Raw genomic sequence first — 16,640 nt, 5'->3', positions numbered from 1 at the left:
ACGCGCACCCCACCCGCGACCGGTCCATTGCCTACGCGGGCGGGGCTGGATATCAGAGTGACGCGGTGCCGTTCACGATGACGTCTGCGTGGGCGCGGGTGCCGTCCGCTGCGAAGTGGTTGTCTTCGTCGGACATCCACTGTTCCCAGAGCGGTAGTGCGGCGGATCCGTCGCGCTCGAGGCCGCGGGACAATCGCAGGGATCGTGAGGTGTCGATCCAGATGGACAGTGACAGGCGAGGGCGAACGGCGGCGCGGGCGGCGGACACGCCCTCCAGCACCACCACCCCGCCCGGAGTGATCTCGTGCCATTCGGCGAGTGCGCGCCGATCCCAGTCGTAGCGCTGGTATCGGCCGGGCGCGTCCCGACCGAGCGGTTCGAGAACCTGACTTTCCAGGCGCGGCCACCAGTTCAGCGTGTTGTCCCACGAGGCGAAACTGTCGGTCGGCACCACGGGGGCATCGCACTCGCGCGCGAGTTGTGCGGCGAGCGTTGACTTTCCGGCTCCGCCCGGACCGTCGACCGCGACCAGCCTGGTCGAACCGAGCCTGGGCTCGCTGGCGACCACGCGGGCGACGATCTCCGAGAGCACTACAGCTCGTGCACCAATTCGACCAATGCGGTGAGCACCCCGGGATCGGTATCGGGCAGCACACCGTGGCCGAGGTTGAAGATGTGTCCCTTGGCACCCAACGTGATCGCCTCATCCGCCTCCGCAGCTATACGCCGCGCTTCGGTTTCGACCGCGGCCGAACCCGCGAAGAGCACCGCCGGATCGAGGTTGCCCTGCAACGCTTTTCCGGGCCCGACGCGACGCACGGCATCGGTGAGCGGCACCCGCCAGTCGACGCCGACCACGTCGGCCCCTACCTCACCCATGACGCCGAGCAGTTCGCCGGTACCGACACCGAAGTGAATACGCGGCACACCCGCGGCGGCGACCTCGGCGAAGACGCGTTCGGAGTGCGGCAGCACGAACCGCCGGTAGTCGGCGAGGGAGAGCGCGCCGGCCCAGGAGTCGAACAGTTGCACCGCGTCGACACCGGCGTCGAGTTGAGCCTGCAGGAACGCGATGGTGATGTCGGTGAGCGCACCGAGCAGCGCGTGCCAGGTCTGCGGGTCGGCGTACATCATCGCCTTGGTGCGCTCATGGTTCTTGCTGGGCCCGCCCTCGACCAGGTACGACGCGAGGGTGAACGGCGCACCCGCGAACCCGATCAGCGGCGTCTCGCCGAGCGCGTCGACCAGCAGCCGCACCCCGTCCGCGACCGCGCCCACTTCCTCCGGCCGCAGCCGCGGCAGCGCGCGCACATCGTCGACGGTGCGCACCGGCGACGCGACGACCGGCCCGACGCCGGGCACGATATCGAGGTCGATCCCAGCGGCCTTCAGCGGAACGACGATGTCGGAGAACAGAATCGCCGCGTCCACCCCGTGCCTGCGGATCGGCTGCATGGTGATCTCGCACACCAGCTCGGGATCGAAGCAGGATTCCAGCATGCCGACGCCCTTGCGCAGCTCGCGGTATTCAGGCAGCGACCGTCCGGCTTGCCGCATGAACCACACCGGACGCCTGCTCGGCGTCGCCCCGGTGGCGGCGGCCAGGAACGGGGCATCGGTCAGGCGGCGGCGAGTATGAGTGCTCATCGATACCCATCGTAAAGGGCCGCGATCCGGCGCAGCGCACGCCGGTGGATGCCTCCCACGAACGCGACACGCCGAAGCGCGCAACGCGCAGAAGCACGGAATGGCCCGCGGACGCCGCAGCAATACAGCGGCGCGCCTCCGACTGTGCCGGGTGCACAAGGTCTACCGTCCCCTTCGTGACACCGCTCGACTTCCGCGACGGCGCCGCAGCGACCGAGGGACCCCATGGCGAGCCAGCTCAATTTCGCGCCGCGGTCGATGCGATGGGCACCGCTACCGTGCACCCTCGGATCGAGCTGGCGCCGATCCGGCCGCCGCAACGTCTGGCTCCTTACTCTTACGCACTCGGTGCTGAGGTAAAACACCCGGAAACCGGTGTCGTGCCGGTCGATTCGGAAGGCGACGCGTTCGGCAGGCTGATCCTGCTGCACGATCCGGACGGTGACGAGGCCTGGCATGGCACGCTGCGGCTGGTCGCCTACATCCAGGCCGACATCGATGCCGCGCTGGCCAACGATCCGCTGCTACCGGAGGTCGCGTGGAGCTGGCTGGTCGACGCGCTGGAGTCGCGCTCGGAACCGTTCACCGCATTAGGCGGGACTGTGACCTCGACCAGTTCGGTGCGCTACGGCGATATCGCGGGCCCGCCGCGCGCCCATCAGCTCGAGCTGCGCGCCTCGTGGACCGCGATCACCAACGACATGCGCCCGCACGTGGAAGGTTTCTGCGAGGTACTCGCCTACGCGGCCGGTCTCCCGCCGGCCGGTATCACCGAGTTGCAGATGCGCCCCGACCTGTCGAACGATCAGCGGTAGACCCGGCGGCACGGGAAGACCAGCGGCCGACGCGGCGTTGAAACCGAGGAAAGCATCCATCGATTCCGCTGATGTTCGCCTTCCCGACACACGGAAGCCCGATAGGACGACGACCGCTGCGGCACTGCACGTAAAGTTCAACAACATGTCCGTACCAGACGAATCCGAACCCACCGGCGCGCCACCTTTGCTCGCGCCCGTGGATGGCGTGCCTCCGGTACTGGACACCGCCGCTGAAATCACCGCGGCCGCTGCTCGTCTCGCCGCGGGCACCGGCCCGCTCGCCGTCGACGCCGAACGTGCCTCGGGTTTCCGATATTCGGCGCGCGCCTACTTGATTCAGCTCCGCCGTAAGGGCGCCGGCACCTTCCTCATCGATCCGATTCCGGTCGCCGACGCGCTCGCACCGCTGGCCGACGCGATCAATGATCTGGAATGGGTATTGCATTCGGCGGACCAGGATCTGCCGGGTCTCGCCGAGCTCGGCCTGCGTCCGCAGCGTCTGTTCGATACCGAATTGGGCGGCCGGCTGGCCGGTTTCGAGCGCGTCGGCTTGGCCGCGATGGTGGAGAACCTGCTCGGCCACGCGCTACGCAAGGGGCACGGCGCGGCCGATTGGTCGACCAGGCCGCTGCCCGACGAATGGCTCAATTACGCGGCGCTGGATGTGGAACTGCTGCTGGAGTTGCGCGACGCGGTCGCCGAAGACCTGGAGTCGCAAGGCAAAACCGATTGGGCGGCACAGGAATTCGAGCACGTCCGGACCACCGAGCCGCCCGCGCCGAAGGCCGACCGGTGGCGGCGCACCTCTGGCATCCACAATCTACGCCGGACCAGGCAGTTGGCCGTGGTCCGCGAACTCTGGACCACCCGCGACACCCTGGCCCGCGCCCGCGATGTCGCGCCCGCGCGCATCCTGCCGGACGCCGCGATCATCGCGGCCGTGACCGCCGACCCGAAGACCATCGCGCAATTGCGCGCATTGCCGGTATACGGCGGGCCCCGTCAACGTCGATACTCCAGGGAGTGGCTGGCGGCCGTCGATCGCGGCCGGACCATGCCGGACAGCGACCTACCCCCGCTGACCCAGCCGTTCGACGGCCCGCCCCCGGTGAACCGCTGGGAGCGCCGCGACCCGGCCGCCGCGGCCCGGTTGACCCGCGCGCGCACGGCGATGGGCGAGCTGTCCACCGAGCATTCGATCCCCGTCGAGAACCTGCTCTCGCCCGACCTGGTCCGCCGCCTGTGCTGGGACGGACTGCCGGATTACGACCGCGTCCCCGACTCCCCCGACGACCTGGCCGCCGCCATCGATGGCTTCCTGAAGTCGGGCGGCGCCAGGCCCTGGCAGCGTGAGCTGGCCGTGCCGCACCTGACCGTGGCGTTGACGCCGCAGCCCGCCGAGTAGCTCAGGACGCCACGCCTTCCTGCGCCTGTTTGAAGGTGCGCAGTCCCTCGTCCATCCCGGCGTCGAAAGCCTGCGCGAGTTCCGCCGGTAGTACGTCGTGGATCCAGACGAAGCGGCTGCGCCCGTCGCCGAGCGGGAAGACCTGCATGGTCGCGTTGTTGTGCTCCGGTGTGACGCTGCCGCCGATGATCGAGTAGACGAAACGCTGTTCGTCGTCGTCGATCGTGACGAGCCGTTCGCGCAGCGTCGTCCCGTTGGCGAAGTCGACCACGCGAGTGTCCGGGCCGACGAGCTTGCAGTCGATCGCGTAACCGGGTGCCATGCGGACCGGGCCCGCCGCGAAATCGCGGATGATCGCCCAGATGTTCTCGGCGGGGACCTCGATGACGAGCTCTTTCTTGACCGATGCCATCAGGAGACTCCTTGCGTGGGTTTCCGGTCCTGGATAACTATCGTGAGCCGAACGATAGTTAGCTAACTACCCATCGTCAATAGACAGTTAAGCTGGTGTGGTGCCAGGTGAAATCGTCGCGGCTGGGCCCGCGGTATTGCAGCGCATCGTGGACTTCGTCAACACACGCAGTGCGGACAGCGACGGCCTCGGCACGCCCGAACAGTTGACGAGCTGGCTACACACGCACGACCTGCTGCCCGTCTGCGCGCAGGCCGATGGCGAGGACCGCGAGCGCGCCATCTGGCTGCGCGAAGGTCTGCGCGCGCTGCTCGCCGAGAACAATGCCGAACCCGTCACCAGCCCACGCCCGGACGGCCTCGACCCCACGGCGCGAACGGAACTCGCGACGCTGACCGCCGCGCTCCCCCTGCACCTCGACGTGTCCGGCGGCCCGCCGCGCTTGGTCCCGCAGACCCGCCAGCCGGTCGATTACGCACTGACCATCCTGCTCGCCGACGTCGCGACCGCCGTCGCCGCGGGCACCTGGCCGCGCCTCAAAGCCTGCCGGGAACCGAGCTGCCGCTGGGCTTTCTACGATCAGTCCCGCAACCACGGTCGCACCTGGTGCTCGATGAACGTGTGCGGCAATCGGGTCAAAGTCCGTGCCTCGCAACGGCGACGGGCTGCGCGCTAGGCGTCGTTCGGTCGGAGCAGGCGCTCGGAAACCGCGGCTTGGCAGTGTGGGCAGGTGGTGAAGTCTGCGCGTTCGCAGGCCATGGCATGTTCGACTACGGTGCGGACAAGGTCTTCCACGAAATCGCTTCTTCACGGACGAACTCATGCCCCCGATGCTGACGGGCCTGGCCGGAGCCGCGGTCGCCCGCAACAAGCCGAACCATGCAGCCGCCGAAGGCTGGGTGGCGGAACAGACCGCACGCGCCCGATCTGGCCGGCTCTCGTGTCAGTACCGCTATTCATCGCGGCGGCAATGCGGCGCTGAGGTCAGCCGCGGCCGTTTGGATACCCACGGCACCGACATACACTGGCCGCCAACGGGACATGGCGGCCGTTCTCGCGCCATTCCACCCCAACGTCCCGTTGCTCACGAGATGCCCGATCTTGGTGTGCGGTCGAAGTGATTGACTACGTGGGTGACTGAGTACGAAGTGCTGCGCGTCTTCTGCGGGCCTGACGGCGAATATGGCAATGAACTCGGCATCGTGCGTGATGGGGCGACTGTCGCCACGGAAGCCGAGCGCCAGGCGTTCGCCAGGAAGCTGGGTTTCAGCGAGACCGTGTTCATCGATGCCCCGGAGCGTGGCGTCATCGACATCTACACACCGACCCTGCGACTGCCTTTCGCAGGGCACCCGTGTGTAGGAGCAGCCTGGCTGCTCGACGTCCCCGCCCTGATTACACAGGCAGGCGTTGTCCGCACCCGGACCGACGGAGAGTTCACTTGGATTGCGGCACAAGCAGAATGGGCACCTCCGCGCACCCTGCGCCAGTACGACACCGCGGCCGAGGTGGACACACTGGCCGTACCGGAACCGGGCGAGTGGATCTACGCCTGGGCCTGGCGGGACGAGTCGGCCGGCGAGATCCGAGCCCGCGCCTTCCCTGGCCGCGACGACGGCATCGTTGAGGACGAGGCAACCGGCGCAGCAGCACTACTGCTCACCGCCAGTCTCGGCCGCCCGCTGCGTATCTCACAGGGACGCGGTTCACAGATCGTGACCGCCCCACAGCCGAACAGGCTGATCGAAGTAGGCGGACGCGTAAGGCAAGAGACGAAGCTGAAGCCCTAGTCGGCACAACGGGCATCGCGGATCCGCTTGGCAGCCGATCACGAACCCTCGATCCACTGCCATTCGGACGACCGCCCGACCTCGCAGCGCATGAATTGTGCAGCCGCGCACGGGATTGCTAGCAGTTCCGTGCGCGGCGAGCACATCCGTGCGCGGCGGGCACATCTGCGCGCGGCGGCCGCGCACGGACTCACCGTGCCGCGAGCCAACCACCGATCCGTCGCGCGATGTCCGGCGCGGTCAACCCGAGCTCCGCGTGCACGGCGCCGCGCGACGCGTGATCCAGGAACTGCTGTGGCACACCGAGATCGCGGGTCGGGATGTCCAGTCCGGAGTTGCGCAACCGGGCCGACACGGTGGAGCCGATGCCGCCGTGCAGTCCGCCGTCTTCCAATGTCACTACGAGCCGGTAGTTTTCGGCGAGCTTGACCAGGGTGTCGGAGACCGGCAGGACCCAGCGCGGATCGATGACGGTGACCGAAACACCTTCGTTCTCCAGCAGATCCGCAGCCTGCAGAGCAACCTCGGCGAAGGAGCCGACAGCCACCAGCAGCACATCACCGCGCACCGCCTGGACAGATCCGCCACCATCGAGGGCGTCGCCGGCGCGATCGCCTGCGGCAAGCCGGAGCACATCGACGCCGTCGAGTCGCTCGACCGCCGAAATATCGTCGGAGACACTACCTTTGGGGAACCTGATCGCGGTGGGTCCGTCGTTGACGGCGAGCGCCTCTGCCAACTCCTCGCGCAATGTTGCCGCATCACGCGGTGCCGCCACCCGGATCCCCGGAATGATGCCGAGCACGGACAGATCCCACATCCCGTTGTGGCTGGCACCGTCCGGTCCGGTGATGCCGGAGCGATCCAGCACCACGGTCACCGGCTGCTTCAACAGCGCGACGTCCATCAGCAGCTGATCGAACGCACGATTGAGGAACGTCGAATAGATCGCGACCACCGGATGCATGCCGCCGAGCGCGAGCCCGGCCGCCGACGTCATCGCGTGCTGTTCGGCGATGCCGACATCGAACATCCGTTCCGGAAACCGCTCCCCGAACGCCGCGAGCCCGGTCGGCCCCGGCATGGCCGCGGTGATCGCGACGATGTCGTCGCGTCGTTCGGCGTGCGCGACGAGTTCCTCCGAGAACACCGACGTCCACCCCAGCGCCTTCGGCCCGCCCACCGGCACCCCGGTGAGCGGATCGATCGGATCGCAAGCGTGCATCTGATCGGCGATGTGGTTCTCGGCCGGCGCGTAGCCGTGCCCCTTCTGCGTCACCGCGTGCACCACGACCGGCCCGCCGAAGTCCTTGGCCCGGCGCAGCGCGGATTCCAACGCGACGATGTCGTGCCCGTCGACCGGGCCGACGTACTTCATCCCGAGGTCGCTGAACAGCTCCTGCGGGCTCACCGCATCCTTTATCCCGGCCTTCACCGCGTGCATCATCGAGTACGCGGACTCGCCGACCCGCGGGATGCTCTTCAGGATCCGCTTCCCGGCGTCGAGCGCGTGCTCGTAGGCGGGCTGGGTACGCAGCGCGGTCAGCCGGTCGGCCAGGCCACCGATGGTCGGCGCGTAGGAGCGGCCGTTGTCGTTGACGACGATCACCACCGGCCGGTCCGGCGCACCCGCGATGTTGTTGAGCGCCTCCCAGCACATGCCGCCGGTGAGCGCGCCGTCACCGACCACGGCGACCACCCGCCGGTCCTGCCCGGTCAGCGCGAACGCCTTGGCCAGTCCGTCGGCATAGGACAGCGACGCGGAGGCGTGCGAGGACTCCACCCAGTCGTGCGCGCTCTCGGCGCGGCTCGGGTAGCCGGACAGGCCGCCCTGTTTGCGCAGCGAGTCGAACTCGCCCTTGCGGCCGGTCAGGATCTTGTGCACGTAGGCCTGGTGGCCGGTGTCGAAGATCAACGGGTCGGCAGGCGAATCGAAGATCCGGTGTAGCGCGATGGTCAGCTCGACCACGCCTAGGTTCGGGCCGAGGTGCCCGCCGGTCGCGGCAACCTTTTGCACGAGGAAATCGCGGATCTCGTCCGCCAGCTCACGCAATTGCGGTGCGGTGAGCGGACGAAGATCTTCGGGCGTGTCGACCCGGGAAAGCACTCCCACCTGAACTCGCTCCCTCCGGATAGCGCTTCTGATCCGATCAGTCTACGGAGCGGCGGGCAGTGCCTTCGAACGAGAACCCAACTGCCACACCTGGCAACGACCACCACCTGCCGACATCAGGCCGAAATGTGAGCCTCGGCATACCGTACTCGGCCTACAGTGATCATGTGGCCCAGCCCGAAGAGGCGATCGAGCGGACAATCGAACCGGGCGTCGTGTCCCGGATCGTCAACGACGTATTCCAGCTGTGCCGGCCCGACGATTCCGGTACACTTGCCGACTACATTCCGGAACTCGCTGCGGCGCAGCCGGATTCGTTCGCGCTGTGTCTGGCCACCGCCGACGGGCGGGTCTACGGCACCGGCGACCTGGACACCTCGTTCACCATCCAGTCCATCTCCAAACCGTTCACCTACGCGCTCGCGCTCGCCGATCGCGGCACCGAGTTCGTGGACGAACGGATCGATGTGGAACCGTCCGGGGAGGCGTTCAACGAGATCAGTTTGGATCCGGTGACCGAACGGCCACGCAACCCGATGATCAACGCGGGCGCGATCACCGCAGCGTCGCTGATCACCGGCCGCGATCCGGTCGAGCGATTCGAACGCATCCGGCGCTGCTATTCGCGCTTCGCCGGGCGCGAACTGAGCATGAACGAGGCGGTGTACGCGTCCGAAGCGCGCACCGGTTTCCGCAATCGCGCGATCGGTTACATGCTGCGCTCGTTCGGCATCATCGACTCCGACCCGGACGAGGCGGTCGACCGCTACTTCCGGCAGTGCTCGATCGACGTGACCTGCCGCGACCTCGCGCAGATGGCGGCCACACTGGCCAACAACGGGCGCAACCCGGTGACCGGCGAACGCGCACTCTCCACAGCGCTGACCGAGCGGGTGCTCAGCGTGATGACCACCTGCGGCATGTACAACGCGGCGGGCGACTGGGTGACCAGCGTCGGGCTGCCCGCGAAGAGCGGGGTCGGCGGCGGCATCGTCGCCGTGCTGCCCGGGCAGATCGGCATTGCGGTCTACTCGCCGCGGCTGGACAAGCACGGCAACAGCGTGCGCGGCGTCGCGGCCTGCCGGGAGCTGTCGCAGCGGCTGGAACTGCACTTTCTGCACGTCACGCGGGCGGCACGGACGGCGATCCGGGCCGGATACTCGGTGGCCGAGGTGCCGTCGCGGCTGCGCAGGACGACCGAGGAGATCGCCGTGCTCGCCGAACACGGGCATCGGGCGCGGGTCTACGAATTGCACGGCGATCTGTTGTTCGCGGGCGCGGAGAGTGCGGTGCGGACCATCGAGGCGCAGGCGGCTGAGCTGGCGGCACTGGTGGTTGATCTGCGCCGGATCGGTGAGGTGAGCGAGATCGCGGTGCGGATGATCGATGATTTGCAGACCGAGCTCGCGGCGGTCGGCGTGCGGGTGGCGCTGGTCGATCCCGATGCCAAGCTCGGGCACGTGGTGTCGAGCCTGGATCCGAACGATCCGCGCGGGCGAGTATTCATCGACCGCGACACGGCGACCGAATGGTGCGAGGACATCGTGCTCGACCAGCATCGGCCGGGAGACGAGCCGGTGTGCACATCGATCGCGATCGAGGATCATCCGGCGCTCGCGGCGCTCGAGTCCGATGATCGGGCGCAGTTGGCGAAGGAGTTCGAGGTGCACACTTTCGCGCGCGGAGAGGTGATCGCGCAGCGCGGGAGTGCGCGGTCCGGGTTGTATCTGATCCTGGAGGGGCGGGTGCGAATCACCTTCGAGGGCAGTGACGATCGGACGCATCGGCTGGTGAGTTTGTCGTCCGGGATGTCCTTCGGGGAGATTCCGATGCTGGTCGGGACGCCGTTCGTGAACGAAGCGCGAGCGGAGACCGGGGTGCGGGTCGCGGTGTTGAGCCCTGCGCGGTTCGATCAGCTCGCATCACGGGCCCCGCAGTTGAAGTTGGCGTTGCTCGAGCGGTTGGCGGCGGGGGCGTATGCGCAGATGGACGCGGCGGTGCGCGCGATTGCGGTGCGCGGAGGCGATTACTGAGCGATCCGTCGGTTGTTGGGTGCAGTTGTCGTCAGCGTGCGACTTCGGCAGTCACCGCACGCCATCGCCGTCACCACACGCCGTCCCGTCACCACGCGCCATCCCCCTCACCACACGCCATCACCCTCACCACGCGCCATCCCCCTCACCGCACACGCCATCCCCCTCACCACACGCCATCCCCCTCACCGCACACGCCATCCCCCCCACCACGCGCCATCCCCTCACCGCACGCCATCACCGTCATCACGCAGCATCCCGGAGTCACAAACCACCGCAGCATCCCGATCAACGCGCAACACCTCATCGTTGCGGCGGACAGTGGTGGTGTGCGATTTTGGGGGCGCGGGGGTTTTGTGGGTGGAGACTTTCGTGAAGGTGGACGCGTCCTATGTATTACCTGATAGCGCTGAGCGCGTCGTGTGCCGTACCCGACCTTCCCCGTACGGTCAGCGCGCGGGGTGGTCTTCCAGCCTGGCTGGCCGTCTGTGGTGGCGTATCGAGATCCTCGGAGGGCGAGTTCGGCGCGCAATCGCCCGTTCCAGCGTCGTCTCGTGCCCGCCGTTGCGCGACAAGGGCGTTCAGAAAATCGAGTCGAGTCAAATGGTCGCCTCTTCAACAACGACCTTTTGACTCGACTCAACGACTTAACGTACAAAGCATTGTCTTGACGTAGGTTGCAGCCTGCGTCAAGAGGACACAGCGTGCGTCAAGTGCACCGCACTGACTCGAAACGGCAGCGCCAACTACACCGGATCTGACTTGCTCACCTGGCGAAGGCTCTCGAGGACAGCGCCACGGCCGGGTTGCCAGCCAGGCTGGAACCGCATTCCCCCGACCAAACAGCGAGGTAAGGCCGGGAAACTCCACGCGACCAGCACTACTCGATAATTCTCCGAACATCCCTGAACCGTTATCGCATCGGCAGCACCGCACCCGTACCCGGCACGCAACCGACGACCAGGGTCAGCCAGACGCCGGGATCGGGTCACGACGCGTGGGCCGAGGGCGCGGCTGGCCGGGCATTCCGACGAACGGCTGACAAACTTTGACCGGCGGGGACGATTGCGTGCTTTCCGCCGTTGACCACATGAAGCGAGACTCAACCGCCGACCTATTGAGGAGCATGCCGTGAACGAGAAGACCGAGTCCGCTGGTGCGGGCGTCATCACGATTTTCGGCAGCGGCACTGCACGCGCCACACCGGATTTGATGCGCGTCACGATTTCTGTCGAGTGTCGGGCGGGCAAGGTCGCGCTTGCCTACAGCAAGGCTGGTGAGCGGGTTGCGGGTGTCACTCGTTCGCTGCGGTCCGACGGTGTCGAGGGTAAGGACATCGCGACCAGCGGATTGTCGGTGCACACCGAGACGGTGTGGACCGAGGGCCAGGGCAATCGCATTACCGGGTATCTCGCGAGCACGTCGCTGACCGTTGCGTTGCGCAACCTCGGTGACGATGCCGATCCGGGTCCCGCGACGATCATCGCCAACGCTGTCGACGCGGGCGGCGACGATGTTCGGCTCGGCGGGTTGAACCTCACCTTCGCCGATCAGGAGTCGCTGCTCATTCAAGCGCGGGACGCAGCGTGGGAGAACGCGGTCGCCAAGGCTGAGCAGTTCGCGGCGCGAGCGGGGCGGGCACTCGGTGCGGTGCTCGAGATCACCGAGAACACTTCCGCCGCACCGCCTTCCATTCCGCGAGTGAAGGCGATGTCCCTCGCGATGGATGCGTACGGTGCCGCTCCGGTTCCGGTCGAGCTCGGCGAGAGCGAGATATCCGCAGACATTCGGGTTACCTGGCAGATGGATTAATCCAGTGGAGCACTGCTCGCGACGACGTGAACACGGCTAGTACTATCGGCCACGGATCGTCCACGACCGCAACCCATTCATTCGCCACTACCGGCCGCGACACGGATACGACTGCCGCCACCCACACACACGCCACCGATCACCCACAATCGCAACACGTTCATCAGTTGCGGGGCGCGACGTGGATGCGGCCAGCGACGCTACTCGCACGCATGGCCGCCAATCACCCCAAACCACCGCCTATTCAACAGTTGCCGGGCGTGACACGGATACGGCCAGCGACGCTACTCGCACGCATGGCGGCCAAATCGACCACGACCGCAACCCATTCGTCCGTTGTCGGCCGCGACATGGACGCGGCTGCCGCTGCCACCCACATACCCGGCCACCCATCACCCATAACCGCAACACGTTCGTCGGTTGCCGGGCGTGACACGGACACGGCCAACGCCGCTGCCTGCGCGCATGGCGGCCAATCGCCCACTGCCGCAGCCCATTCATCCACTGGCCGCGACAACGTGAACACCGTTAGCGCTATCGGCCGTGGCCACGAATCATCCATGACAGGAACCTATTCATTCAGTACAGGCCGCGACATGGACACCGCCGCCGTTGCGACCCGCACGCATGGCGGCCAATCGACCACGACCGCAACGCATTCCTCAGTCGCCGGACGCGACACGGACACGACGAGTGCTGTTACCCGCACACATGGCCGCCCATCGCTTACGACCACAACACGTTCATCAATTGCCGGACGTGACACGGATCCGACAAGCACCGCCACCCGCGCACAACGTAGCGAATCATCCACGACCGCAACCGATTCAGGTGATGCGGAATTGCGGTACCGGCCCTCGGCCGCGCTCGCTGCCCGGGTCCGCGCGATCGATGGCACCTGCCGGGCGCCGGGCTGTGGGGTTCCCGCTGCGGCAACCGATCTCGACCACCAGCAACGGTTCGACCATCGGAATCCGGCGCGGGGTGGGCGAACCAGCGAAGATAATCTCGGCGGGTTGTGTCGACGGCATCATCGGCTGAAAACCCTTGCCGATAATGGGCGCAACGGGTGGACCGTTGTCCATCATGCTGATCGCCGGGTCGAATGGCGTACCCCCGGTGGGGACATCGTGACCACCGAGCCAGAGGGCGTGGGATACCTGTTCCCGGAACAGACAATACCGCCCAGTTCCCCACACGACGCTGACAACACCACCACCGGTGGCGTGCTCGACACTGCCCGCAAGCCCTACCAACTGCGCTCGGTGATCGATTCACTCACCGATCCCGATCCGATAGCCGTTCACCTCGGCGAACTCATCGCCCTGCAGCGGCCCGGCCCCCTCCGTCACCGGCCGCCACATCCCCGGCTCCGACATCGGACAACCCGCCAACCAACCGTTACTGATCTCAGCTGGCTGCGCGACAGACCGACCGGCGACGAGCCGCCACCATTCTGATCGGGCAACAATAAAAGAACTTTCGACATCGATGGAACCGGACGGACCTCCACCGCGTCCGAATAGGTAAGGCAGCACGCCGTCCTAAGGATGTCGGATGATCGCTCGTCGCAACGATTTCGTTCTGTTCCTGCTCGTCGCGTTCGGTGCGGCCTGGGTGCTCGCGTCCGGCCCATGGCTCGATGGTCAGGGTCTGCGGTCCGGACTGTGGCTGCATACGGCGGCGGCGTTGATGATGCTGTCCCCCGCGCTCGGCGTGCTGGCGGTGTGGCGCTACCGGCGACTATCGTGGTCTGCGCTGTTCTCGCAGAACGGATTACGGCTCGGCACGCGACCACGGCGGACAGGGTGGCTCATCGTGACCGCCTGGCTCGGCGCGCCGCTGTTCCTCTGGATGGCGTTCGGGTTGAGTGTGCTGTTCGGCGTGTACATCTTCGAGTTCCCGAGCCCCGCGATGGTGGCTGCCCTCGTCGTCGATGCGGTCACCGTATCCACCCTCGGCACCCTGCCGTTCGCGCTCGGCGAGGAACTCGGCTGGCGTGGCTGGCTGATGCCGCAGCTCACCGGCCGCCTCGGCCTCACCGGCGGAATCGTTGCCACCGGCGTGATCTGGGCGCTGTGGCACGCTCCGCTCACACTGCTCGGCTACAACTATCCGAACCTCGGCGCTTGGGCCGCCGTCGCGTTCATCGGATTCTGCGTGCCGCTCGGTGCCATCCTCGGCTGGCTGCGGATGTACACCGGCAGCATCTGGCCGTGCGTTGTCGCGCACGCCGCGATCAACGGCAGCGCAGCGCTGTTCGGGTGGTTCAACTCCTCCGTACACGAGGCGAATCCGCTGCTCGCGGGCTGCGGAATCGTCGGCTGGGGCGTACTCACCGTCATCGCGGCGTTGCTGTTCACCTGGTTCCCGATCCGCCCGGCGGCCGCCAAATCGGAAACCTTTGCGGCACCGGCAAACTCCTGGCCGTCATTCGGCTAACGCTCCGCATCACGATCGGACGAGTGCGAACTACCGACCACCTATATTGAGAAGTCGGTGACAGGCCGTCACTGGTTAGGGGTTCGTATGTCGTTCGTGCTCATCGACACACCGCGACCGCACATCGCGCTGGTCACGTTGAATCGCCCCGATCGGATGAACGCCATGGCATTCGACGTGATGATTCCGCTGCGCGAGGCGCTGGAAGAAGTCAGTGCCGACAACGACATTCGGGTCGTGGTGCTCACCGGCGCGGGGCAGGGTTTCTGCTCCGGCGCCGACCTGCAGAGCGCGGGCAAGGTGCCCAATGTCGAGGGACTCACCGTCACCAGCGTCGCGCGCCGCTCGATGGACCTGCTCAACGATGTGATGATCACGCTGCGGCGGATGAACCAGCCGGTGATCGGCGCGATCAACGGTGCCGCCATCGGCGGCGGATTCTGTCTCAGCGTCGCCACCGACATCCGAATCGCGGCCGAGGAAGCCTACTTTCGCGCGGCGGGCATCAACAACGGCCTCACCTCCACCGAACTCGGCATCAGCTACCTGCTGCCGCGCGCCATCGGCGGCTCTCGCGCCTTCGAGATCATGCTGTCCGGCCGCGACGTCGACGCCGCCGAAGCCGAACGCATCGGCCTCGTCTCCCGCACCGTGCCCGCCGCCGAACTCCTCGAAACCTGCTACGACCTCGCCGACCGCATCATCAGCTTCAGCCGCGTCGGCACCGAACTCACCAAACGCATGCTGTGGAGTGGCATGGAAGCGGGCGGCTTCGAATCCCACATGCAACACGAGGGCATGGCCCAACTCTACGTCCGCCTCACCACGGACAACTTCGACGAAGCCATCCGCGCCCGCCGCGACCGCAGACCCCCGGTCTACGAAGACTGACGCGCCAGCATCGACCGCCCTGCGCAATCCAGCTACCGCACTCGGACCGCTCGGCGAAGGAAGCCTGGCTCAGCACCGTTGCGTTGCCGGACGCGACGCGAGCCCACTCACATTCGCCGCCACCATGTCCCGTCCAGCGAACGCTGCTGCGTTACTCCGGGGATGGGCGCTCGAGTAGCGCAATGCATTCGACGTGGTGGGTGCCGGGAAAAGCGTCGAAGGCGCGGAGGTCGGTCAGTTCGTAACCGGCTGATCGGTAGAGGCCTAGGTCGCGGGCGAAAGCGGCTGGGTCGCAGCCGATGTGGATGATGCGGAGGGGGCCGGTTGTGGTGATCGCGGCGACCACGTCTTTGCCTGCGCCCGCGCGGGGTGGGTCGAGGACGATGGTGTCCGGGGCCGCACCGCCTACGCGTTCGGTGACCCAGCGCTCTACTCGCTGGGCGTGCAGGTCGAGCCAGGGCAGGTCGTGCAGGGCCGCGGTGCCGTCGGCGACTGCCGAGCGGGCCGACTCCACCGCGAGTACCGCGCCGGTCTGGCCGACCTGATCGGCCAGGCGGGACGCGAAAACGCCGGCGCCGCTGTACAAATCCCAGGCCAGGCCGCCGAGGTGTAGCCCGGACCACTCGGCCACCAGGTCTGAATAGCATTGTGCGGCACCATGATGGGCTTGCCAGAAACCGGTCGCGGACACCTCCCAGCGGCGGCCCGCAACATACTCGACCGCACGCCCGGTTCCGGCGATCACCCACTCGTCGCGCGCCGCATGCGTGGCCGCGCGCCGAGCAGACGCATTGCGCCGCTCACCGGCCTGCGGTGCCTCCAGCCGACCGTCGGCGTCGTACCGCTCCTCCGCACGCCCGACCCCGCGTTCATCAGTGCCACGCCCGGCGCGACCACGCATGTCGGCACCGTCCTCGTCGCCGCGCTGAGCACGACTCTCGTGCCGGCGTTCCTCAATACCGCGCGAGCCGCCGCCCCGTGTATCGCCCACGCCACCAGACTCATTGGAGCTGCGGTGATCGTCCCGACCGGTACCGCCACGCTCATCAGCGTCCGGCAGCCCGTCACGACCACGCGATTCGGCACCGTCATCCTCGCGCCGCCGACCAGCATCGCGCCGACCCCGATGCTCATCAGTACCACGCAGCCCGTCACGATCATGCGATCCAGCACGGTCATCGTCGCCACGCCCACCAGCATCCTGCCGGCCGCGGCGCTCATCGACATCGCGCAATTCGTCGCGACCATCGAGGGCTCGACCATCGCTGCCAGACCGA

General features: G+C 67.1%; 14 protein-coding genes. 9 read left to right on the top strand and 5 right to left on the bottom strand.

The annotated features are described in order from the left end of the window. Nucleotides 1-52 precede the first annotated feature (52 nt). Both ABZ942_RS04725 and hemE read right to left on the bottom strand, forming a co-directional pair. On the bottom strand, nt 53-592 hold the full coding sequence (locus tag ABZ942_RS04725) for a hypothetical protein (protein WP_357379036.1): 540 nt from the start codon (nt 590-592) through the stop codon (nt 53-55). After that, complete coding sequence (hemE, locus tag ABZ942_RS04720) at nt 592-1,647, bottom strand: uroporphyrinogen decarboxylase (protein WP_357379034.1); 1,056 nt, start codon at nt 1,645-1,647, stop codon at nt 592-594. The genes ABZ942_RS04725 and hemE overlap by 1 nt, the downstream gene beginning before the upstream one ends. A gap of 176 nt (nt 1,648-1,823) precedes the next feature. Between hemE and ABZ942_RS04715 the strand changes: the two genes are divergently transcribed. Together ABZ942_RS04715 and ABZ942_RS04710 are read left to right on the top strand one after the other, a co-directional pair. After that, nucleotides 1,824-2,462 (top strand): DUF3000 domain-containing protein, encoded by a 639-nt coding sequence (locus ABZ942_RS04715; protein WP_357379032.1) that lies wholly within the window; start codon nt 1,824-1,826, stop codon nt 2,460-2,462. Between the two features lie 145 nt (nt 2,463-2,607). Further along, nucleotides 2,608-3,870 (top strand): ribonuclease D, encoded by a 1,263-nt coding sequence (locus tag ABZ942_RS04710; protein WP_357379030.1) that lies wholly within the window; start codon nt 2,608-2,610, stop codon nt 3,868-3,870. A gap of 1 nt (nt 3,871) precedes the next feature. Here ABZ942_RS04710 and ABZ942_RS04705 read toward each other — a convergent pair whose 3' ends face one another. Next, nucleotides 3,872-4,282, bottom strand: coding sequence for an SRPBCC family protein (locus tag ABZ942_RS04705; protein ID WP_357379028.1), 411 nt, complete (start codon nt 4,280-4,282; stop codon nt 3,872-3,874). A 100-nt stretch (nt 4,283-4,382) separates the two neighbouring features. On the opposite strand from ABZ942_RS04705, the gene ABZ942_RS04700 reads away from it, so the two are divergent. Further along, entirely contained in the window at nt 4,383-4,958 is a 576-nt protein-coding gene (locus ABZ942_RS04700; RefSeq protein ID WP_357379026.1) for a CGNR zinc finger domain-containing protein, read from the top strand. 457 nt (nt 4,959-5,415) lie between these two features. Further along, nucleotides 5,416-6,072 (top strand): PhzF family phenazine biosynthesis protein, encoded by a 657-nt coding sequence (locus ABZ942_RS04695; protein WP_357379025.1) that lies wholly within the window; start codon nt 5,416-5,418, stop codon nt 6,070-6,072. Between the two features lie 190 nt (nt 6,073-6,262). On the opposite strand, the gene dxs is transcribed toward ABZ942_RS04695, so the two are convergent. After that, nucleotides 6,263-8,185: a 1-deoxy-D-xylulose-5-phosphate synthase gene (gene dxs / locus ABZ942_RS04690; protein ID WP_357379023.1), complete on the bottom strand. Its 1,923-nt coding sequence runs from the start codon at nt 8,183-8,185 to the stop codon at nt 6,263-6,265. Between the two features lie 215 nt (nt 8,186-8,400). Between dxs and glsA the strand changes: the two genes are divergently transcribed. The 5 genes from glsA (at nt 8,401) to ABZ942_RS04665 (ending at nt 15,363) form a co-directional block, all read left to right on the top strand. Continuing rightward, on the top strand, nt 8,401-10,218 hold the full coding sequence (gene glsA, locus ABZ942_RS04685) for a glutaminase A (protein ID WP_357379390.1): 1,818 nt from the start codon (nt 8,401-8,403) through the stop codon (nt 10,216-10,218). A gap of 1,131 nt (nt 10,219-11,349) precedes the next feature. Continuing rightward, nucleotides 11,350-12,030: an SIMPL domain-containing protein gene (locus tag ABZ942_RS04680; RefSeq protein WP_357379021.1), complete on the top strand. Its 681-nt coding sequence runs from the start codon at nt 11,350-11,352 to the stop codon at nt 12,028-12,030. Nucleotides 12,031-12,242: 212 nt separating this feature from the next. Continuing rightward, the gene (locus ABZ942_RS04675; RefSeq protein WP_357379019.1) at nt 12,243-13,490 is read left to right on the top strand and encodes an HNH endonuclease signature motif containing protein; all 1,248 of its coding nucleotides are present in this window, start codon (nt 12,243-12,245) and stop codon (nt 13,488-13,490) included. Nucleotides 13,491-13,587: 97 nt separating this feature from the next. After that, nucleotides 13,588-14,472 carry a type II CAAX endopeptidase family protein gene (locus tag ABZ942_RS04670; protein ID WP_357379017.1) on the top strand — a complete coding sequence of 295 codons (885 nt, stop codon included), beginning with the start codon at nt 13,588-13,590 and terminating at the stop codon, nt 14,470-14,472. Between the two features lie 87 nt (nt 14,473-14,559). After that, complete coding sequence (locus tag ABZ942_RS04665) at nt 14,560-15,363, top strand: enoyl-CoA hydratase (protein ID WP_357379015.1); 804 nt, start codon at nt 14,560-14,562, stop codon at nt 15,361-15,363. A gap of 151 nt (nt 15,364-15,514) precedes the next feature. Here ABZ942_RS04665 and ABZ942_RS04660 read toward each other — a convergent pair whose 3' ends face one another. Further along, on the bottom strand, nt 15,515-16,354 hold the full coding sequence (locus tag ABZ942_RS04660) for a hypothetical protein (RefSeq protein WP_357379388.1): 840 nt from the start codon (nt 16,352-16,354) through the stop codon (nt 15,515-15,517). Between the last annotated feature and the right edge of the window lie 286 nt (nt 16,355-16,640).

This window comes from Nocardia sp. NPDC046473, from assembly GCF_040645995.1.
In the GTDB taxonomy this organism is placed as follows: domain Bacteria; phylum Actinomycetota; class Actinomycetes; order Mycobacteriales; family Mycobacteriaceae; genus Nocardia.
This window is presented reverse-complemented; position numbering and strand designations above follow the sequence as displayed.